The organism is Hydrogenophaga sp. UC242_50 (assembly GCF_042697355.1).
Lineage (GTDB): Bacteria > Pseudomonadota > Gammaproteobacteria > Burkholderiales > Burkholderiaceae_C > Hydrogenophaga.
This window is the reverse complement of record NZ_CP170553.1, coordinates 3312857-3333576: the sequence shown is the minus strand read 5'-3', so window position 1 is coordinate 3333576 and position 20720 is coordinate 3312857. Positions and strand designations below refer to the sequence as shown.

Sequence of the window (20720 nt, the reverse complement as noted above, 5' to 3'; positions counted from 1 at the left end):
TTACCCGGCCGCCCCCATGGCCTTGCCTTGCCGAGGGCCCTCCAGACGGGGTCAGATGGGATAATCGCACCCCATGAGCATCACCTACAAAGACGAAGCCGGCATCGCGGGCATGCGCACGGCCTGCCGCCTGGCGTCCGAAGTGCTGGACTACCTCACGCCGCTGATCCAGCCGGGCATCACCACGCTGGAAATCGACCGCCTGGCGGCCGAGTACATGAAGCAGCAGGGCACCGTCTCGGCCACCATCGGCTACCAGCCCAGCGGCTACCCGCCCTACCCGGGCCACCTGTGCACGTCCATCAACCACGTGGTCTGCCACGGCATCCCGAACGAAAAACCGCTCAAGAAGGGCGACATCCTCAACGTCGACGTGACGGTGATCAAGGACGGCTGGTTCGGCGACAACAGCCGCATGTTCCTGATCGGCGGCGAGGCCGCCTGCTCGGTGCAGGCGCGCCGGCTCTGCCAGGTGACCTACGAGGCGATGTGGAAGGGCATCGTGATGGTGCGCCCCGGCATCCGCCTGGGCGACATCGGCCACGCGATCCAGACCTTTGCCGAGGGCAACGGTTTCTCGGTGGTGCGCGAGTTCTGCGGCCACGGCATCGGCCAGCGCTTCCACGAAGACCCGCAGGTGCTGCACTACGGCCGCCCCGGCACGCTGGACGAGCTCAAGCCCGGCATGACCTTCACCATCGAGCCCATGATCAACGCCGGCAAGCGCGACATCAAGGAAATGGGCGACGGCTGGACCATCGTCACGCGCGACCGCTCGCTCTCGGCCCAGTGGGAACACACCGTGCTGGTCACCGAGACCGGCTACGAGGTGCTCACCCTGTCGGCCGGCAGCCTGCCCGCGCCCGCCTTCGTGACACCGGCGCCCGCCCTTGCCTGAGGCCATGGCGCCCGCGCCGGTGCCCGCCGCGCCCGACCTCGGCACCCTGCGGCAGCAATACCGCACGGACAAGGCCGCCCTGCTCGACCAGCTGGGCGTGCAGGGCTCGTCCACCCGGGGCGTGCGCAAGGCGCTGCAGCAACTCTCCCGCCTGACCGACCAGACCCTGCGCGAGCTGTGGTCCCTGGCGGGCTTCGGGCCCGGTTTCTCGCTCATCGCCGTGGGCGGTTTCGGGCGCGGCGAGCTGTTTCCCCATTCCGACGTGGACGTGCTGGTGCTGCTGCCCGACGGCAGCCGGCCCGACGACGACGCCGCGCTCAAGGCCCGCCTGGAAGGCTTCATCGGCGCCTGCTGGGACCTGGGCCTGGAGATCGGCTCCAGCGTGCGCACCATCGCCGACTGCGTGGACGAGGCGGCGAAAGACGTGACGGTGCAGACCTCGCTGCTCGAATGCCGGCTCATCGCGGGCAGCAAGAACGCCTTTTCCACCCTGGTGAACCAGCTGGCCGAGGCCATGGACCCCAAGGCCTTCTTCGTGGCAAGACGCTGGAAATGCGCCAGCGCCACACCAAGTTCGAGAACACGCCCTACTCCCTGGAGCCCAACTGCAAGGAGTCGCCCGGTGGCCTGCGCGACCTGCAGATCATCCTGTGGGTGCGCAAGGCCGCCGGCCTGGGCCGCAGCTGGGACGAACTGGCCCGCAAGGGCCTGGCGCACGCCCCTGGAGGCGCGGCAGATCAAGGCCAACGAGGCCCTGCTGAGCCTGATCCGCGCGCGCCTGCACCTGCTGGCCCACCGCCGCGAAGACCGGCTGGTGTTCGACCTGCAGAACGCCGTGGCCGAGTCCTTCGGCTTCAAGGCCCAGGTGCCGGCCGGCATCGCCAGCAGCGCCAAGGGCACGCGCCGCGCCAGCGAGGCGCTGATGAAGCGCTACTACTGGGCGGCCAAGGCCGTGACCCAGCTGAACCAGATCCTGCTGCTCAACATCCAGGAGCGGCTGCAGAGTGACGTGGCCGGCGTGGACCGCCTGCGCCCGCTCAACGAACGTTTCTTCGACAAGGGCGGCATGCTCGAGGTGGCGAGCGACAACCTGTACGTGCAGCAGCCGCACGCCATCCTGGAAACCTTCCACCTCTACCAGACCACCGTGGGCATCAAGGGCCTGTCGGCGCGCACCCTGCGCGCGCTGTACAACGCCCGCCCGGTGATGAACGCGCGCTTTCGCGCCGACCCGGTCAACCGCGCGCAGTTCCTGCAGATCCTGAAGGAGCCCGAGGGCATCACGCACGCCATGCGGCTGATGAACCAGACTTCCGTGCTCGGGCGCTACCTCTGGGTGTTCCGTCACATCGTGGGGCAGATGCAGCACGACCTGTTCCACGTCTACACGGTGGACCAGCACATCCTGATGGTGCTGCGCAACGTGCGCCGCTTCTTCATCGCCGAGCACTCGCACGAGTACCCGTTCTGCTCGCAGCTCGCGGCCGGCTGGGACAAGCCCTGGATCCTCTACGTGGCGGCGCTGTTCCACGACATTGCCAAAGGCCGGGGCGGTGACCATTCCGACCTGGGCGCGCGCGACGTGCGCACCTTCTGCCACCAGCACGGCATCGACCGCGAAGACACGAAGCTGATCCAGTACCTGGTGGCCGAGCACCTCACCATGAGCCGCATGGCGCAGAAGGAGGATCTGAGCGACCCCGACGTGATCGCCGCCTTCGCCGGGCGCGTGGGCAACGAGCGTTACCTCACGGCGCTGTACCTGCTCACGGTGGCCGACATCCGGGGCACCAGCCCCAAGGTGTGGAACGCCTGGAAGGGCAAGCTGCTCGAAGACCTGTACCGCTACACCTTGCGCGCGCTGGGTGGCCGGGCGCCCGACCCCGGGGCGGTGATCGAAGGCCGCAAGCGCGAGGCGCTGTCCATGCTGGCCTTGCACGCCCTGCCCCACCAGGCGCACAAGGCGCTGTGGGACACGCTGGACGTGAGCTACTTCATGCGCCACCAGGCCGACGAGATCGCGTGGCACACGCGGGTGCTCTCTCGCCAGATCGCGCAGGCGGCGGCCAAGCCCGCGGCCAAGCTGGAAGAAGGGGCCGAGAAGCCGATTGACAAGTGCATCGTGCGCGCGCGCATCTCGCCCGAGGGTGAGGGCCTGCAGGTGCTGGTGTATGCGCCCGACCAGCCCGATTTGTTCGTGCGCATCTGCGGTTATTTCGACAGTTCGCACTTCAGCATCCTGGACGCGCGCGTGCACACCACGCTGACCGGCCATGCGCTGGACACCTTCCAGGTGGTGGCACCGACGATGTCGGAGCACTACCGCGAGCTGATCGCGATGGTGGAGAACAACCTGGCGCAGACGATCGACGAACGCGGCCCCTTGCCCGCGCCGACCAAGGGCCGGCTTTCGCGCCGTGTGAAGAGTTTTCCGATCACGCCGCGGGTGGATCTGCGGCCGGACGAGAAGGCGCAGCGCTGGCTGCTGTCGGTCTCGGCGAGTGACCGCGCTGGGCTGCTTTATGGCATCACGCGGGTGCTGGCGCGCTACGACATCAACGTGCAGCTCGCCAAGGTGACCACCCTGGGGGAACGGGTGGAAGATACCTTCCTGATCAGTGGCGCGCAGTTGCAGATGAACAAGCGGCAGATCGAGATCGAGACGGAGCTTCTGGAGACGCTTGAGGGCTGACTTGGTTGGCGGCCCGCGAGGGCGGGTGCCCTGCTCCGCGGGTGTCCCCCGGCGGCTGGTGCCGCCTCCTCCTTTACCCCGCTGCGCAGAACACCCACCCTCGCGGGCTTGGAAGTGCTCTTGGCACACCACCGACCATGGGCCAACCCGTCGGCAGGATCAGGGGGGACGGCGGTGCGTTCAGCGCAGCGAAGTAAAGGAGGAGAGGCGGCGAAGCCGACTCGGGGGACATTCGCGGAGCTGAGCGCACCGCCGTCCCCCTGATCCCCCAACGGACTAGGCGCGAAGGGTCCCCGTCTCCACAGGGTCATGCCCATCGGCCGCCGGCTTGCGCCGGAACAAGCCGGCGAACCACAGCGACACATCGTCCACGATGGTGAACACCGCCGGAATCACCAACAGGCTCAGGAAGGTCGAGGTGATCAGGCCGCCGATCACCGCCACCGCCATCGGTGAACGGAAGCTGCCATCGGCCGCGCCCCAGCCAATCGCGATCGGCAACATGCCCGCGCCCATGGCAATGGTCGTCATCACGATCGGCCGGGCCCGCTTGTGGCAGGCGTCCAGGATCGCGTCGAGCCGGCTCAACCCGTGCTCGCGCCGCGCCTCGATCGCGTACTCCACCAGCAGGATCGAGTTCTTCGTCGCCACCCCCATCAGCATGATCAGACCGATCAGCGAAGGCATGGAAAAACTCTTGTTCGCCAGCAGAAGCGCCACGAAAGCCCCACCCAGCGACAACGGCAGCGCCGCCAGGATGGTCACCGGGTGCAGGAACGCCTTGAACAGCAGCACCAGCACGATGTAGATGCACAACACGCCGGTCAGCATCGCCAGGCCGAAGCTGGCGAACAGCTCGCCCTGCACTTCCGCGTCGCCGATCTCCAGCACCGACACTCCCGGTGGCAGGTTGCGCAGGCTGGGCAGCTTTTCCACCGCCATCTTCATGTCGCCCAGCGCGATGCCCGCGAGCTCCACCTCGAAGTTGATGTTGCGCGCGCGGTCGTAGCGGTCGATCACCGCCGGCCCGCCGCCGAAGTCGAGCTGGGCCACCTGCCCCAGCATCACCGGGCCCTTGCTGCCGGGCACCGCGAGGCGGTTGAGCACCTCGAGGTCGTGCCGCGCGCCCACGTCCAGCTTGACCACGATGGGGATCTGCCGCTCGGGCAGGTTCATCTTGGGCAAGGCGTTGTCGTAGTCGCCCACGGTGGCGATGCGCAGCGTTTCGGCGATGGCCGAGCTCGTGACGCCGAGTTCGGCGGCGCGCGCGAGGTCGGGCGTGACGATGATTTCCGTGCGCACCAGCGCGGCCGTGGACTGGATGCTGCCCACCCCCTGGATGGTGCGCAGGTCGCGCTCGATGGCGCGCGCCGCGGTGCTCAGCGCATGGGCATCGCTGCCGGTGAGCGTGAGGATGTATTTCTCGCCCGAGCCGCCCAGGCCCACCTTGCTGCGCACGCCCGGCAGGTTCGACATCGCCTCGCGCAGCTGGTTTTCAATGCCCTGCTTGCGCGGCCGTTCGCCGCGCGGGTCGAGCTGGATGGTCAGCGCGGCCTTGCGCGACTCGGCCGCGCCCTGCGGCGCGAACGGGTCGGTGCCGGCCGTGCCCGAGCCGATGGTGGTGTAGACCGAGCGCACGTGCGGCACCGCCGCCACCAGCACCCGCGCGCGCTCGGCCGTGGCGATGGTCTGTTCCAGCGTCGCGCCGGGAGACAGCTCCAGGAACACCTGGGTCTGCGAGTTGTCGTCGGGCGGGATGAAGCCCTGCGGCAGCAGCGGGATCAGCAGCAGCGAGCCGACGAAGAACAGGCCCGCGCCGATGCTGGTGATCCAGCGGTGGCGGATGCACCAGCGCGCCCAGTTCTGGTAGGTGTTGAGCCAGCCGGGCTCCTCCTGGTTGTTGACCCAGCGCCAGGCCGCGGCGGTGACGGGGTTGGACGCCGCCCAGCGCGGCATCTCCCGGGACACGAAGGGCTTGAGGATGTAGGCCGCCATCATCGGCGTGAGCGCGCGCGCCACCACCAGCGAGGCGAACACCGCGAGCGCGGCGGTCCAGCCGAACTGCTTGAAGAACTTGCCCGGAATGCCCGCCATGAAGGCCGTGGGCAGGAACACCGCGATCAGGGTGAAGGTGGTGGCGATCACCGCCAGGCCGATCTCGTCGGCCGCCTCCATCGCGGCCTGGTACGGTGACTTGCCCATGCGCATGTGGCGCACGATGTTCTCCACCTCCACGATGGCGTCGTCCACCAGAATGCCGATCACCAGCGAGAGCGCCAGCAGCGTCACCACGTTGATGGTGAAGCCCATGTAGTACATGCCGATGAAGGCCGGGATGGCCGACAGCGGCAGGGCCACGGCCGAGACGATGGTGGCGCGGATGTCGCGCAGGAAGAGCCACACCACCAGCACGGCGAGCAAGGCGCCCTCGTAGAGCAGCGTCATGGAGGCGTCGAACTCTTCTTTCACCGGCGTCACGAAGTCGAACGATTCGGTGATCTTCAGGTCGGGCCGCGCCGTCTGCAGGTCCTTGAGGCGCGCGCGCACCCCGTCGCCCACCTCGATCTCGCTCGCGCCCCGGCTGCGCGCGACCTCGAAGCCCACCACCGGCTTGCCGTCCAGGAAGGCGGCGGCGGTCGGTTCGGCCACGGTGTCGCGCACCTCGGCGATCTGGTCCAGGCGGATGCGGCGGCCATCGCTGAGCGCGATTTCCATCTTCGACAGCGCCTCGGCCGAGGCCAGTTGCGACAAGGTGCGCAGCGGCTGCTGGCTGCCGCCCAAATCCACCCGGCCGCCCGCGCTCTCGATCTGCACGCGCGCCAGCTGGCGCGACACGTCGGTGGCGGTGGTGCCCAGCGACTGCAGCTTGAGCGGGTCGAGCAGCACCTGCACCTCGCGGTCCACGCCACCGACGCGGCTGACAGCGCCCACGCCGGTCACCGACAGCAGCTGCTTGGACACGTCGTTGTCAACGAACCAGGACAGGGCCTCGGCGTCCATCTTGTCGGAGGACACCGTGTAGGCCAGCACCGCGCCGCCGGCCAGCTCCACCTTGTTGACGATGGGATCGCGCAGGTCGGTGGGCAGCTCGCTGCGCACCTTGCGCACCGCCGAGCGCACGTCGTCCAGCGCTTCCTGGGTGTTCTTCTCGATGCGGAACTCGACCGTGAGCGAGACCGTGCCGTCCTGCACCTTGGTGTAGATGTGCTTGAGGCCCTGCAGCGAGGCCAGGCTGTTTTCGATGATGCGGGCGACGTCGTTTTCGAGCTGGTTGGGCGAGGCGCCCGGCAGCGCCGCCACCACGGTGATGGTGGGCAGGTCCAGGTCGGGGAAGTTCTGCACCTTCATCTGCTTGAAGGAGAACAGGCCCGCCAGCGTGAGCATGACGAACAGCATCGCCGCCGGGATGGGGTTCTTGATGGACCAGGCGGAGACGTTCATGGCCGCGCCCTCACTGAACGACCTTGACCAGGTCGGCTTCGTTCAGGAAGCCCGCACCCTGCACCGCCACCGCCTCGTCCGCCTTGAGGCCTTCGAGCACCTCGACGCGCTCCTCCACCCGCCGCCCGGTCTGCACCTTGCGCTGGTTGGCCTTGCTCTGCGCGTCGACCACGAACACGTAGTTGCTGCCGTCGCGCACCACGATGGCCTGGCTGGGCACGGTGAGCGCCTCGCTCTGCCCGAGGTCGAAGCTGCCCTTGGCGAAGGTGCCGGCCTTGAGTTCGGCGTGGCGCGGCAGGTCCACGAAGACCAGGATGTTGCGCGTCTGCGGGTCGGCGCTGGGCGCGATGGCGCGCACCTGGCCGTTGATCTCCAGGCCGGTGGCCCCCGTGACCTGCACCTTCTGGCCGACGCGGATGCGGCCCACCTCGTTGGGCGTGACCTCGCCGCGCCATTCCATGCGGCTCTGGCGCACCATGCGGAACAGCTCCTGACCGGCGCCCACCACCGCGCCTACGGTGGCGGTGCGCGCGGAGATCACGCCGTCGTCGGGCGCGAGCACGCGCGTGTTGCCCAGTCGCACCTCGGTCGCGCCGAAGGCGGCCTTGGCGGCCTCGAACTGCGCGCGGGCCACCCGTTCCTGCGTGAGGTACTGCGCCACCTGCGATTTCGACAGCGCACCGGTGTCCTGGATCGAGCGCGCGCGGTCGGCGTCGGCCTTGGCGTTCTCGAAGCTGGCCTCGGCCTGCGCCAGGCTGGCCTGGCTCTGCAGGCTGTCGGCCTTGGTGGTTTCGTTGGCGAACACGGCCAGCACCTGGCCCTTGCGCACCACGTCGCCCACGTTCACGTTCACCGAGGCCAGGCGCAGGCCGTTGACCTCGGCACCCACGCTGGCTTCCTGCCAGGCCGTGATGTTGCCGTTGGCCTGCAGGCGGATCGGCAGGTTGCCGCGCGTGGGCTTGGCCACGGTGACGGTGAGCGAGGGCCTTGGTGCGGCTTCGGCGGCGGGCGTGGGCGCGTCGGCGTTGCCCGGCTTCTTGATGAAGACCCAGAACACGCCCAGAAGGACGACGGCCAGGGCGATGGCCAGCCAGAGCCAGCGTTTGCGCGATTGCGGAGGAACGGCGTTCATGATGGGTCTTTGAGAGCGTCGGGGTTGTTCACGGGGTCGAAGCCGCCACCGAGGGCGACGTACAACTGGATCCAGGCGTTGATGCGTTCCTGCTGCAGGGCCACGGCGCTGCTGTCGGCCGCGAGCTTGAGGCGGCGCGCCTCTTCCAGCTCGTTCAGGCTGGCCAGGCCCACGCGGTAGCGCGCCTCGGTGGCCTGGAAGGACTGGCCGTAGCCGGCCACGGCGGTGTCGGTGGAGGCCACGCGCTCGCGCAGGCTGGAGATGCTCACCAGCGCCTGCTCCACCTCGGCCACGGCCTGGCGCAAGGTGCCGGCGTAGGCGATGGCGGCGGCTTCGTAGCGCGCCTGGGCGCTGTCGGTGTTGGCGCGCAGGGCATCGCGCCCGAGCAGCGGCATGCTCAGCGTGAGCGGGCCGACCGACCAGGTGTTGAAGGTGCCCTCGGTGCCGCCGCCCGAAAAGCGGTTGCGCAGCAGGCTGCCCGAGAGCGACAGGCTGGGCAGCAAGGCGGCGCGGGCCACGCCCACATCTTCGCTCGCCGCCACGAGGTCGCGCTGGGCGCGGTACACGTCGGGGCGCTGGCGGATCACCTCGGCCGGCACGGCGTTCACCGACAGCAACTGGTCCATGCGCGGGGATTGCAGCAGTGCCTGCAGGTCGGGCGCGGCGGTCAGCCGCTGCCGCACGTCGGGCTCGGGCACGCCGGTGAGCGCGGTGAGCGACTTCACCTGGCGCTCGCAGACTTCGTCCTGTTGCCGGAAGCGCGCGGAGCCCTCGGCACCGCTGGCGCGCGCCAGCGCGGCCACGGCCGGCGCCGTGAGGCCGGCGCGTTCGGAGACCGCGTTGTTCTCGGCTGTCACGGCGCGCGAGTCGCGGTCGCGCGCGGCCACCGCCAGTTGCTCGCGGCACAGGCGCTGGGCGAAGTACAGCTGCGCGAGTTCCGAGGCCACCAGCACGCGGGCCTGGTGCCAGCCGGCGCCGGCCGCTTCCTGTTGCGCCTCGGCGCTGCCCCGGCGGGCCTCGTTGCCGCCCCACAGGTCGATCGCCCATGAGGCCTGCAGGCCGGCATTCAACGAGGTGCCCAGCGGCTGGGTCGGATCGGTGCGGCCGCGGCTGGCGTTCGCCACCGCGTTGAGCTGCGGGCCGGTCTCGGCCTCCACACCCAGGCGTGCCGCGCGGGCGGCGAACACCTGTGCGCGTGCCGATGCGGCGGAAGGGCTTTGGGCCTGCGCGCGCGCCACCCAGTCGGTCAGCACCGGGTCATCGAACCGGCTCCACCAGGCGGTGAGCTGTTCGGTGCTGCCCTGGTGTGCCAGCGGCGGTGCGTACCAGGTGGACGGCAAGTCCACCGGCACAGTGGCGGGCGGCTTGGTCACGCTGCAGGCGCTCAGTACGGCCGCGCTGGCCGCCACGACAAGCATTCGCTTCATGGAAAGGGAGTCCCTGTTCGGTTGTTATGCCGGGGACTGACTCTAGTCGATTTCGCTGACTGGATATTTCAATACGTTTCAACTGCGGCGCGGTTTGTAACAGCCGTTTGGAGGCGGTTTTTCAGTCGTCTTCGGCGGCCGCCAGACCGGGGAACAGCACCTCGGTGAAGCCGAAGCGGCGGAAGTCGCGCACCCGCATCGGGTACAGCGTGCCCCAGAGGTGGTCGCATTCGTGCTGCACCACGCGGGCGTGAAAGCCTTCGGCTTCGCGGTCGATCGAACGGCCCTGCACGTCAAAGCCCTGGTAGCGGATGCGCCGCCAGCGCGGCACCACGCCACGCATGCCCGGCACCGACAGGCAACCTTCCCAGTCTTCCTCCTCTTCGTCCCCCAGCGGCGTGATCACGGGGTTGATCAGCACCGTGCGCGGCACCGGCGGCGCATCGGGGTAGCGGGGGTTGGGCAGGCCGCTGCCGAACAGCGCCACCTGCAGATCAACCCCGATCTGCGGCGCGGCCAGGCCGGCGCCGTGGGCCGCGGCCATGGTGTCCTGCAGGTCGACCACGAGCTGGTGCAGCTCGGGGGTGTCGAACGAGGTGACGGGCTGGGCGTGCCGCAGCAGGCGCGGATCCCCCCATTTTGAGGATGGTCTGGATGCTCATGTCGCTCCGATGTGGAATTGGAAGTGGGAATGGGTGATGCCGCTGCCGTGTCAAAAGTCGCGGGACATTGGGATTTCTGCCGCTCGTTCAAATTTGACCAATTGGAAAATCATTCTATGGAAATTGAAATGAAAGACAGATTGCCCTGTTGAATAAAGTTTGCATTTCCCGTTGCAATACAGCTTTCCCTTCGTCAAAGGGCCCCATGCCGTCCGGATGCAGCGAGATTGAGCCGCTCTTTCTGAGCAAGTAAACCCTGCTGCGAATTGCAACAACAGTCTCTAGACTGGTCGCGGGAGTCAGCCATTTCGCACCGGATGTCCGCACCGGGAATTAATTCCGAGGCAAGGTGAAACAAATTAATGTTGTTTCCCGACCCGTCGATGAATTGCTGGCAACCGCCCCCGGAATTGGCCGGGGGTGTCTGCACTTGCTTTATTTTTTACCAGGAGGATATCCATGAAAAGGATTATCGATCGTTCCCACGGCCCGGCTCGGGCCGGCTTGACCGTGCTCGCTGCGGCCCTGCTGGTCCTTGGCGGGTGCTCTGGCACGGGTTCACTCAACACCGCCGGCGACGGCGCGGCCGTTTCCTCGGGCGGAGGCTCGGGTGGTGGTGGTGGTGGCGGCAATGGCGGTGGGGGAAGCGGTGGTGGCACCAGCAGCTCCCCGCTGGCCGCGGTCGTGCGCGAGCAAGGCAACACGGTCACCGACCTGGGCCAGGCCGTCTCCGGCCTGGGCGGCACGGTGTCCAACGTGGTCAAACCCCTGGTGGGCGGTGCCTCGGCGCAAGGCGTGGATGGCGTGGTCGGCCACACCGGCGGCGTGGTCAGCGCCTTGGGTTCGGCGGTGCGCAAACGGCGTCGGCCAGATCGGCAAGGTCGACAACCCCCTGGGCGTCACCGCGGCCGGCCTGGGCGGCGCGGTGGATCAGGCGGGCAACGCGGTGTCCAGCGCGGGTGACGTCGTCACCGGCCTGGGCCAGAACCCGGCCACTTCGGCCCTGCGTCCGGTGACCAACGTCGCGGGCCAGGCCGTGGATCAGGCCGGCCAGGTGGTCAGCCGCGTGGGGCAGGGTCTGGAAACGCAGTTGGGCACGGGCCCGGCCAACCAGTTGCTGGGCGGCGCCAGCAAGGTGGTGGAGACGGTGGTGAACACCGGCGTGGGCGCCACGCAGACCGTGGGCAAGGCCACGGGCCTGGGTCCCGTGGTGGACCGCGTCATCGACCCCGTTTCAGCGGCCGTGGGCCAGGCGGGCGGGAAGCTCGCAGGCAGCAACACGCCGCTCACCCGGGATGTGGGCGAGGTCCTCGGCGACACCTCGCGCACGCTCGGCCACACGGGTGACCTGGTGAGCGGGCCCGCCAACGGCGGCGCCGTCAGCCCGGTCGAACAGGTGGGCCGCGCGATCAACACCGCGATCGTGCCCATCACCACCGGTGTGACGCAAGTGGCGACCCGGGTGAACGATGCCACCGGCGTCGGCACACCCGTCGGCAACCTGCTGGTGACCACCGGCGGCGCGGTGCAACAGCTGGGTGTGGGTGTGCAGGGCAACGGCAGCCAACCCGTGGTCAACAGCCTGGGTGAGGTGGTCAACCAGACCGGCGGCCTGGTCGCCCACATCGGCGGCGCCGTGGGCGGCACCACGGGCGGTGGCGGCGGCGCGGGGGGCGTGCTGGCACCCGTCGTCGGTGCCGTGAGCGGCCTGACCGGCGGCGCCGTCGGCGGCGGCAGCACGGGCGGTGCGGTCAACGTGCTCGCGCCCGTGGTCAACACCGTCGGCGCGCTGACCGGAGGCATCACCGCCACCGTGGGTGGCGGCGCCGCTGCCGGCGGTGGAACCACCACCCCGCTGACGACCACCCTGACCAACACCCTCGGTGGCATCACCGGTGGCCTGACCGGCGCGCTGCGCCGCTGACGCACGGAGGGCGGGAGCACATGCCAAGCCAGTTCACGCGACCACTGCTGCTGGCGGGGGCCGCCTGGTGGGTGCGCACGGGTGCGGGGGCGCAAGCCCTCGCCCCGGTCGGCAGCCCGCTGGACACCCTGCCCCGCCCCGCGCTGCCCACGCAGCCGGGCGCGGATGTGCGGGTGGACGTGGATGTGCAGGCCCCCGCCCCACCAGGCGCCGAGGTGTTGAACGCGCGGCTCACACCGCGCAAGTTCGACATCGAGGGCGTGCAGTCGATTCCCTTCGAGACGGTGGCCGCGCTGTTCGCGCCGCTGGCCGGGCAGTCGGTCACGGTGGGCGACATCGTGGCGCGCGCCCAGCAGGCGACCACGCTGTACCAGCAGCGCGGCTACGCGCTCTCGTTCTTCTTCGTGCCCAAGCAGGACTTCCAGCACGGCGTGGTGCGCGTGGTGGCCGTGGAAGGCCATGTGCAGACGGTGCGCATCGAAGGCCACCCCGGCAAGGCCGAGGCCCGGTTGCGCGAGATCGCCGAGCACATCCGCCATGAGAAGCCGCTGCGCACGGCCACTTTCGAACACTTCACCGCCCTGCTCGGCCGCCTGCCGGGCATGGGCATCCAGGCGCAGGTGCAACTGCCCACGAGCACCGACGGGGCCAGCACACTGGTCATCCAGGCGAACCAGAAGCCCTATGACGTCGCCGTGGGCCTGGAGACGCGCAAGCCGAATCCGCGCGCCGTGGTCACCGGCGTGCTGAACGATCCCCTCGTGGCCGGCAGCCAGCTCGGTGTCTCCACCCTGTTGTCCACGGCGGACAACGACCGGTACAACGCCCTGCACTACGAGCAAGTCCTCGGCAGCCGGGGATGGTCGGTCAGAGGGTCGCTTTCGCATTACCGGGGCGATCCCGACGAGCAACTCGGGGTGAGCAACCCGCTGCAGCGAAGAACCGAGGTCGAGCGGGCCGAACTCACGGCCAGCCTGCCGTTGAAACTGTCACGGGAAACCAGCTGGGTGGCCAGCACCGGGCTGTACGGCGTGAACACGCGCGACAGCCTCGCCAACCCCGCCAACGGCGCACAGCTGACCGACGACACCCAGGTGCGCGCCGTGTTCGGCCAGTTGAGCTACACCGCGCAGAAGCCCAACGACAGCGTGCAGCTCAACCTGCGGCTGACCCATGGCCTCTCGGGCCTCGGCGCCGACGCGGGCATCACCAGCAACGTGCCCGGGCTCTCAGGCCCCAGCGCGGTGAAGCTGGACTTCGCGCGCCTGCAGGCCGAGGCCAGCCACCAGCACCGCTTCGCCAACCGCTTCGGCACCGCGGTGTCCTTCGCCATGCAATACAGCCCGCACAACCTGCCCAGCAGCGAGAAGCTGTCCTTCGGCGGCAACCGTTTCGCGCGCGGCTACGGCGCCGGTGAAGCGGTGGGCGACTCGGGTTGGGGTCTGGGCCTGGAGCTCAACCGCGTGTTCGCGGTCGATGGCACCTGGTTGCGGCAGTGGCAACCCTACGTGCTGCTGGAGGCCGCCCGTGTGTACGCCCGCCTGGCGACGCCGGCACCTGCGCAGCTGAGTTCGGTCAGCCTGGGCCTGAGGCTGACCAACCACCGGCAGTACAACCTCGATCTGGCCGTGTCGAAGCCGACCGGGGACATGCCGCTGGAGAACACGCAGCGCCACTGGCGCGCGAACCTCACGCTGAGCTACCGGCTGGGCGAGTGAAGCGTCAGGCCTCGGTGCCCAGCATCGCCAGCATGGCCGCTTCGTCGATCACCGCCACGCCCAGCGTCTGCGCTTTCTCCAGCTTGCTGCCGGCTTCGGTGCCGGCCACCACGTAGTCGGTCTTCTTGCTCACCGAGCCGGCCACCTTGGCGCCCGCGGCTTCGAGCAGGTCCTTGGCCTGGTCTCGGCTGAGCGTGGGGAAGGTGCCGGTGAGCACGAAGGTCTTGCCGGCCAGGGGTTGCGGCGCGCGCGCGGCGGGCTCGCCCTCTTCCCAGCTCAGGCCGCAGGCGCGCAGCTGCTCCACCACTTCGCGGTTGTGCGGCTGTTCGAAGAAGGTGTGGATGCTCTGCGCCACCACCGGGCCCACGTCGTTGACCTCCGAGAGGGCTTCGACGCTGGCGTCCATGATGCGGTCGAGCTGGCCGAAGTGGCGCGCCAGTTCCTTGGCCGTGGCCTCGCCCACGTGGCGGATGCCCAGGCCGAAGAGGAAACGCGGCAGCGTGGTGCGCTTGGATTTCTCGAGCGCGGCCACGATGTTGTTGGCGGACTTCTCGGCCATGCGGTCCAGCCCGGCCAGGGCGGTGAAACCGAGTTTGTAGAGATCGGGCAGCGTCTTGATCAGGCCACTGTCGACCAGTTGCTCCACCAGCTTGTCGCCCAGGCCCTCGATCTCGACGGCCCGGCGGTGCGCGAAGTGCAGGATGGCCTCTTTGCGCTGCGCGGCACAGAACAGGCCCCCGGTGCAGCGGTGGTCGGCCTCGCCCTCTTCCCGCACCGCGTCGCTGCCGCACACCGGGCATTGGGCGGGCATGGTGAACGGCGGAGGATCGCCGACGCGCTTGTCGGTCAGCACCGAGACGACCTCGGGAATCACATCGCCCGCGCGGCGCACGATCACCGTGTCGCCCACGCGCACGTCCTTGCGGCGCGCCTCCATCTCGTTGTGCAAGGTGGCGTTCGTCACCGTGACACCACCCACGAACACGGGTGCCAGCTTCGCCACCGGCGTGAGCTTGCCGGTGCGGCCGACCTGCACGTCGATGGCCTGGACGGTGGTCAATTGTTCTTGCGCCGGGTACTTGTGCGCCACGGCCCAGCGCGGCTCGCGCGTGACAAAGCCCATCTGCTTCTGCCGCGCCAGGGAATCGACCTTGTAGACCACGCCGTCGATGTCGAACGGCAGCGTGTCGCGCAGTTCGCCGATGCGGCGGTGAAAGGCCACGAGCTCATCGGCACCGCGGCAGCGCGTGGTCTGTTCGGCGACCGGGAACCCCCAGGCCTTCAGGCGCATGAGCCAGTCGTACTGCGTCGCAGGCGGCTCGGCATCGCCCAGCACCTCGCCCCAGGAATAGGCGAAGAAGCTCAGGGGACGGTCGCGCGTGATCTTCGAGTCGAGTTGCCGCACGGCCCCGGCGGCGGCGTTGCGCGGATTGACGAAGGTCTTCTCGCCCTTCGCGCCACTGGCGATCTTCTCGCGCTGGCGTTCGTTGAGCCGCTCGAACTGGTCGCGGCGCATGTACACCTCGCCACGCACCTCGAGCACCTCCGGCACGCCCTCGGGCAGGCGCAGCGGGATCTGCCCGATGGTGCGCACGTTGTGGGTCACGTCCTCGCCGGTCTCGCCGTCACCGCGCGTGGCGGCCCGCACCAGCACGCCCTGCTCGTAGCGCAGGCTCATGGCCAGCCCGTCGAACTTCAGTTCGGCCAGGTAGTCGACGGGTGGATCGGTTTCGCTCAGCTTGAGCTCGCGCCGCACGCGCGCGTCGAAGGCCACCGCGCCCGTGGCTTCGGTGTCGGTCTCGGTGCGGATACTGAGCATCGGCACCGCGTGGCGCACGGGCACCAGTTCCTTCAGGATCGCACCGCCCACGCGCTGGGTCGGCGAGTCGGGCATGAGCAGTTCGGGGTGCGCGGCCTCGATGGCCTGCAGCTCGCGGAACAGCCTGTCGTACTCGGCGTCGGGGATCTCCGGTTCGTCGAGCGTGTAGTAGCGGTGGGCGTGGTGGTGCAGTTGCGCGCGCAATTCGGCGGCGCGCGCGGCCGGCGACGGCGGCTCGGCAAACAGGTCAGCGGTCATTTAGGAGAAGAGTCGGCGCGCCTGCGGGGAACCGGCGGACAGGTCGCGGCTGTCGAGCGCGTCGTACAGGCTTTCGAGGTCGGCACCGATGCGGTCCATGGTGTCGGTGGACAGCGGCTGGCCGCCGTCGTCGGTGACGACGCCTTCCATGGCCTCGGCCAGCGCCGTGGCGGCCTGGCGCATGCGCACAAAGGGTTGTTCGCTGCGCGGCACGTGCGTGACTTCGAGCGAGAGCGCGATCTCGCGCAGGGCGGTCTGTTCGGGGTCTTCGGCCATGGCGGCCTGCGGGTCGAACATGAGGCTGAGGATCGGTGCCTGGCCGCTCTGGCTGCCCGAGAGCACCATGCGCCCGGGCAGGGCCCCCGCGACGAAGCCGAGCTTGGACGCGTGCTGCGCGACATAGCCCGGGCTCCAGGCAGTGCGGCGCGCGCGCAGCGTGAAGCCCAGCTGGGCATCGTGCCCACTGGCGAAGGCATCCAGCTCGCGGGCCCGGGCCACCTCGGCGCGCATGTCGGGGAAATCGGGCGAGGCGCCGACCGCGTCGGCGAAGGCCTGGGCCTTCACCACGAATTCGGAGAACTCGATGTCGTTGAGCGGCCCCGAGCGGTTGCGCCAGTTGCACGCCGGCCTGCAGCGCGCGGTAGCGCTGGCCCAGGCGGGGGCTTTCCCATTCGCCGGTGGTCTCGCTCTGGCCTTCCACGGCAAACGGTTTGCTGCCCACGCGCCGCGTGCCCGGCAGAGCCGCCAGCAAGGCGTCGCCAGAGACCTCGTGCTCCAGCAGCAGCGGCGCGATGATGTCGATCAGCGCGTCCAGGCCCGGGCGCTTCTCGAGCGGCTGGGTCATCAGGGGGTTGAGGCTCACCGCCGCGGCCGCTTGCGCGATCGCCGCCGGATCGGGCGGCGCGGGGGCACCTGGCATGTCGCCGAGCACCGGGTCGATGCGCTGGATCTCGTGCTCGGAGAGGTCGGCCGGCGTGTAAGGCAGGGTCTCGTCGCCAGCCACTTCGTCGCGCGGCGCCTCGCTGCGTTCGCGGGCCGTGCGCGGCGCGCTGCGGCTGGTCGTCCAGGCGTTGTAGGCCACCAGGCCCGCCAGTACGAGACCGCCCATGATCGCCAGACCGATTTGCAATGTGCTCATGGTGTGGAGTGTGATCAGGTGGGTTCGAGCATGCCGGCGGCCGATTCCATGTCCACCGCCACGATGCGGGAGACGCCCTGCTCCTGCATGGTCACGCCGATCAACTGCTCGGCCATTTCCATGGCGATCTTGTTGTGGCTGATGAACAGGAACTGGGTTTCCTTGGCCATGGCGGTCACCAGTTTCGCATAGCGTTCGGTGTTGGCGTCGTCCAGCGGCGCGTCCACCTCGTCCAGCAGACAGAACGGCGCGGGGTTGAGCTGGAAGATGGCGAACACCAGCGCGATGGCGGTCAGCGCCTTCTCGCCGCCCGAGAGCAGGTGGATGGTCTGGTTCTTCTTGCCGGGCGGCTGCGCCATCACCTGCACGCCGGCATCGAGGATCTCCTCACCGGTCATCACCAGCCTGGCGTTGCCGCCCCCGAACAGCTCGGGGAACATTCGGCCGAAGTGGCCGTTGACGGTCTCGAAGGTGCTGCCCAGCAGTTCGCGGGTTTCGTTGTCGATCTTCTTGATCGCGTCTTCCAGCGTGTTCATGGCCTCGACCAGGTCGGCCGATTGCGCGTCGAGGAAGGTCTTGCGCTCGCGCGCCGCGGTGAGTTCATCGAGCGCGGCGAGGTTGACCGCGCCGAGCGACTGGATCTCGCGGTGCAGGCGGTCGATCTCGCCCTGCAGGCCAGCGAGCCGCACATTGCCTTCGGTGATGCTTTGCGCCACCGCCGCCAGATCGGCCTGGGCCTCTTCGAGCAACTGGCTGTACTGCTCCACGCCCAGGCGGGCGGCCTGCTCCTTGAGCTGGAAATCGGTGATGCGGTTGCGCAGCGGTTCGAGTTCGCGTTCCAGCTGCAGGCGGCGCTCGTCGCTGGCGCGCAGCTTGGCGGTAAGTTCGTCGTACTGGCTGCGCAGCGCCCCCAGGGCCTGCTCGCGCTCCAGCTTCATCGCCAGGGCGTTCTGCAGACCGGCCTGGGCCGCCGCGTCGTTCAGCCGGGCGAGTTCGTCGCTGGCGCGCTGCTGCTCGTCCGCCAGCGATTTTTCCTGGGTGGCCGCGGTTTCCATGGCGCGCTGCAGCTCGCTCTGGCGCGCCTGCAGACTGCGCAGCGCGAAGACGGCTTCCTGCGCGGTGCGCTCCAGCGAGCGCTGCTGCTCGCGCGCCTGGTTCAGCGCGCGCTCGGCTTCGATCACCTTGTCGTCGAACTGTGCGTGGCGCTCCTGGCTGTCGGCCAGCTGCATGTCCAGCTCTTCGAAGCGGGCCTCGGCCGTCACGCGGCGCTCCTGCAGCTCGTCGAGCTGGGCGTCCACTTCGGCCAGGTCGGCGCCGATCTGCTCGCTGCGCGCGCGGGTCTGTTCGGCCAGCTGTGTCAGGCGCAGGGCTTCCACCTGCAGCTCGTGCGCTCGGCTGCGCGACTCGGCGGCGTCGCGGCGCGCGCTCACCAGGCGCTGCGAAGCGTCGGTGTAGGCCGCCTCGGCGCGGATCAGGGATGAGCGCGCCTGCTCGGCGATCAGCACCTGGGCCTTGAGCTGCTTGTCGATGTTCTCGATTTCCTGGGCCCGCGCCAGCAGGCCGGCCTGCTCGCTGTCGGGCGCGTAGAAGCTCACGCTGTGCGCCGTGACGGCGTGGCCGCTGGCGACGAAGATCAACTCGCCGGCCTGCAGCTGCGCGCGCTGGGCCAGCGCCTCTTCCAGGCTGGACGCCGTCAGGCAGCCGTGCAGCCACTCGGCCAACAGCGCCTGTTGGCCGGCGTCGTTCAGGCGCAGCCATTGCACCAGGGGTTTGAGGCCGGTGGCGCTGCTGCTCGCGGCCGCACCAGGCGGTGGGCTGTAGAAGGCCAGCTTGGCCGGTGGCGCGTCGTTGCCGAAGGCGCGCACCATGTCCAGGCGAGACACCTCCAGCGCACTCAGGCGTTCGCGCAGCGCGGCTTCCAGGGCGTTTTCCCAGCCGGTTTCGATGTGGATGCGGCTCCACAAACCCTGCAGGCTGTCCAGGCCGTGCTTGGCCAGCCAGGGCTTCAACTTGCCGTCGGTCTTGACCTTGTCCTGCAGCGCCTTGAGCGCCTCCATGCGGGCCGACAGGTCGGCCTGCTTCGCGGACTCCTGGTTCACCGCCTGCTGCGCGGCGCGGCGCGCCTCGTCGAGCTGGGGCACGCTGTCCTGCAGCTCGTGCAGCACGGCGTCGTTGAGTTCGGCGGTCTCCTGCGCGCTGCGCCAGCTGGGTCTGGGCACTGAGCAGGCGCGCCTCGTCGGGCGCGGCCAGGGCATTGCGGTCGGCCACCAGGCGCTCGCGGCGCTGGTTGAGCGTGCGGCTCTGTTCTTCGACGTTGCGCTGCTCGGCGGCCAGCACCTGGATCTGCTGCTGCACCTGCGTGACGCTGGCGCGCTGCTCGTTGGCCCGGGTCTGGGCCTGGCGCAGGTGGTCTTCCAGCGCGGGCAAGGCGCCCGACTGCTCTTCGCCCTGCGCGGCCAGCACGATCGACTGGTCCTCGGCCTGCACCATGGACTCGGCGAGCTGCTCCAGCTCCACCGCCGCGTCCTGGCTGCGCGTGGCCCAGGAGCCCATCTGTTCTTTCAGCTGCACCAGGCGCTGTTCGACGCGCTGGCGACCCTCGACCACGAAGCGGATCTCGGCCTCGAGCTTGCCGACCTCGGCACTGGCCTCGTACAGCTTGCCCTGGGCCTGGTTCACCTGGTCACCGGCCGCGTAATGGGCCTGGCGGATGGTTTCGAGCTCGGATTCGATGCGGCGCAGGTCGGCGGTGCGCGATTCGAGGTCGTTGACCGCCTGGGCGGCATCGGTCTTCACCTTGACCTGGTCCGACTCGGCCTCGCTGCGCTTGAGGAACCACAGCTGCTGCTGCTTGAGCGTGGCGCTGGCCTGCAGGTGGTTGTAGCGCGCGGCCACCTCGGCCTGTTTCTCCAGCTTGTCGAGGTTGGCGTTGAGCTCGCGCAGGATGTCTTCCACCCGCGTGAGGTTTTCGCGCGTGTCGGCCAGGCGGTGCGCGGTCTCGCGGCGGCGTTCCTTGTACTTGGAAACCCCGGCGGCTTCCTCCAGGAACAGGCGCAATTCTTCGGGCTTGCTCTCGATGATGCGGCTGATGGTGCCTTGGCCAATGATGGCGTAGGCGCGCGGGCCCAGGCCGGTGCCCAGGAACACGTCCTGCACGTCGCGGCGGCGCACCGGCTGGTTGTTGATGTAGTAGCTGCTGGTGCCGTCGCGCGTGAGCACGCGCTTGACCGCGATCTCGCCGAACTGGCCCCACTGGCCGCCCGCACGGTGGTCGCTGTTGTCGAACACCAGTTCGACGCTGGAACGGCTGGCGGGCTTGCGCGAGGTCGTGCCGTTGAAGATCACGTCCTGCATGGATTCGCCGCGCAGCTCGGAGGCCTTGGACTCGCCCAGCACCCAGCGCACCGCGTCCATGATGTTGGACTTGCCGCAGCCGTTGGGCCCGACCACACCCACGAGCTGGCCCGGGAGCATGAAGTTGGTGGGTTCGGCGAAGGACTTGAAGCCGGAGAGCTTGATCGAGTTGAGACGCACGCTGGGAGGCCCCCTGGCATAGCCAAGTGTTTGATTTCAAAGGCATTTCCTCCATCGCAGGCGCGATGGAGGGGTGG

The 20720-nt window shown here is 69.1% G+C and carries 8 protein-coding genes and 4 pseudogenes; 5 read left to right on the top strand and 7 right to left on the bottom strand.

Features of this window, described 5'->3' with window-relative positions; all coding sequences use genetic code 11:
- Nucleotides 1-73 precede the first annotated feature (73 nt).
- Entirely contained in the window at nt 74-898 is an 825-nt protein-coding gene (gene map / locus ACFJGX_RS17100) for a type I methionyl aminopeptidase (RefSeq protein ID WP_382157755.1), read from the top strand.
- A gap of 4 nt (nt 899-902) precedes the next feature.
- Nucleotides 903-3590, top strand: a pseudogene (locus ACFJGX_RS17095) ([protein-PII] uridylyltransferase).
- A 276-nt stretch (nt 3591-3866) separates the two neighbouring features.
- Here the strand turns inward: ACFJGX_RS17095 and ACFJGX_RS17090 are convergent.
- The 4 genes and pseudogenes from ACFJGX_RS17090 to def form a co-directional block, all read right to left on the bottom strand.
- Nucleotides 3867-7031: an efflux RND transporter permease subunit gene (locus ACFJGX_RS17090; protein ID WP_382326631.1), complete on the bottom strand. Its 3165-nt coding sequence runs from the start codon at nt 7029-7031 to the stop codon at nt 3867-3869.
- A 10-nt stretch (nt 7032-7041) separates the two neighbouring features.
- Nucleotides 7042-8163 carry an efflux RND transporter periplasmic adaptor subunit gene (locus ACFJGX_RS17085; RefSeq protein ID WP_382326629.1) on the bottom strand — a complete coding sequence of 374 codons (1122 nt, stop codon included), beginning with the start codon at nt 8161-8163 and terminating at the stop codon, nt 7042-7044.
- On the bottom strand, nt 8160-9590 hold the full coding sequence (locus ACFJGX_RS17080; protein WP_382326627.1) for an efflux transporter outer membrane subunit: 1431 nt from the start codon (nt 9588-9590) through the stop codon (nt 8160-8162). The genes ACFJGX_RS17085 and ACFJGX_RS17080 overlap by 4 nt, the downstream gene beginning before the upstream one ends.
- 121 nt (nt 9591-9711) lie before the next feature.
- A pseudogene (def, locus tag ACFJGX_RS17075) lies at nt 9712-10252 on the bottom strand (peptide deformylase).
- 459 nt (nt 10253-10711) lie between these two features.
- On the opposite strand from def, the gene ACFJGX_RS17070 reads away from it, so the two are divergent.
- Genes ACFJGX_RS17070 through ACFJGX_RS17060 form a run of 3 tightly spaced genes read left to right on the top strand, consistent with a single transcriptional unit; the run spans nt 10712 to nt 13894 of the window.
- The gene (locus ACFJGX_RS17070) at nt 10712-11215 is read left to right on the top strand and encodes a hypothetical protein (protein WP_382324953.1); all 504 of its coding nucleotides are present in this window, start codon (nt 10712-10714) and stop codon (nt 11213-11215) included.
- Nucleotides 11124-12176 carry a collagen-like triple helix repeat-containing protein gene (locus tag ACFJGX_RS17065; RefSeq protein WP_382328732.1) on the top strand — a complete coding sequence of 351 codons (1053 nt, stop codon included), beginning with the start codon at nt 11124-11126 and terminating at the stop codon, nt 12174-12176. Before ACFJGX_RS17070 ends, ACFJGX_RS17065 begins: the two co-directional genes overlap by 92 nt.
- A 20-nt stretch (nt 12177-12196) precedes the next feature.
- On the top strand, nt 12197-13894 hold the full coding sequence (locus tag ACFJGX_RS17060; RefSeq protein ID WP_382326625.1) for a ShlB/FhaC/HecB family hemolysin secretion/activation protein: 1698 nt from the start codon (nt 12197-12199) through the stop codon (nt 13892-13894).
- Nucleotides 13895-13898: 4 nt separating this feature from the next.
- Here the strand turns inward: ACFJGX_RS17060 and ligA are convergent, their stop codons facing one another.
- The 3 genes and pseudogenes from ligA to smc form a co-directional block, all read right to left on the bottom strand.
- Nucleotides 13899-15971 (bottom strand): NAD-dependent DNA ligase LigA, encoded by a 2073-nt coding sequence (ligA, locus tag ACFJGX_RS17055; RefSeq protein WP_382324957.1) that lies wholly within the window; start codon nt 15969-15971, stop codon nt 13899-13901.
- Nucleotides 15972-17109: pseudogene (locus ACFJGX_RS17050) on the bottom strand (cell division protein ZipA C-terminal FtsZ-binding domain-containing protein).
- A 14-nt stretch (nt 17110-17123) separates the two neighbouring features.
- Nucleotides 17124-20643: pseudogene (gene smc, locus ACFJGX_RS17045) on the bottom strand (chromosome segregation protein SMC).
- Between the last annotated feature and the right edge of the window lie 77 nt (nt 20644-20720).

Bases quoted from the DNA above. Each gene is read 5' to 3' on its own strand.
- map (WP_382157755.1), top strand. From the start codon at position 74: ATGAGCATCACCTACAAAGACGAAGCCGGCATCGCGGGCATGCGCACG.
- ACFJGX_RS17070 (WP_382324953.1), top strand. From the start codon at position 10,712: ATGAAAAGGATTATCGATCGTTCCCACGGCCCGGCTCGGGCCGGCTTG.
- ligA (WP_382324957.1), bottom strand. From the start codon at position 15,971: ATGACCGCTGACCTGTTTGCCGAGCCGCCGTCGCCGGCCGCGCGCGCC.
- ACFJGX_RS17085 (WP_382326629.1), bottom strand. From the start codon at position 8,163: ATGAACGCCGTTCCTCCGCAATCGCGCAAACGCTGGCTCTGGCTGGCC.
- ACFJGX_RS17080 (WP_382326627.1), bottom strand. From the start codon at position 9,590: ATGAAGCGAATGCTTGTCGTGGCGGCCAGCGCGGCCGTACTGAGCGCC.
- ACFJGX_RS17060 (WP_382326625.1), top strand. From the start codon at position 12,197: ATGCCAAGCCAGTTCACGCGACCACTGCTGCTGGCGGGGGCCGCCTGG.
- ACFJGX_RS17090 (WP_382326631.1), bottom strand. From the start codon at position 7,031: ATGAACGTCTCCGCCTGGTCCATCAAGAACCCCATCCCGGCGGCGATG.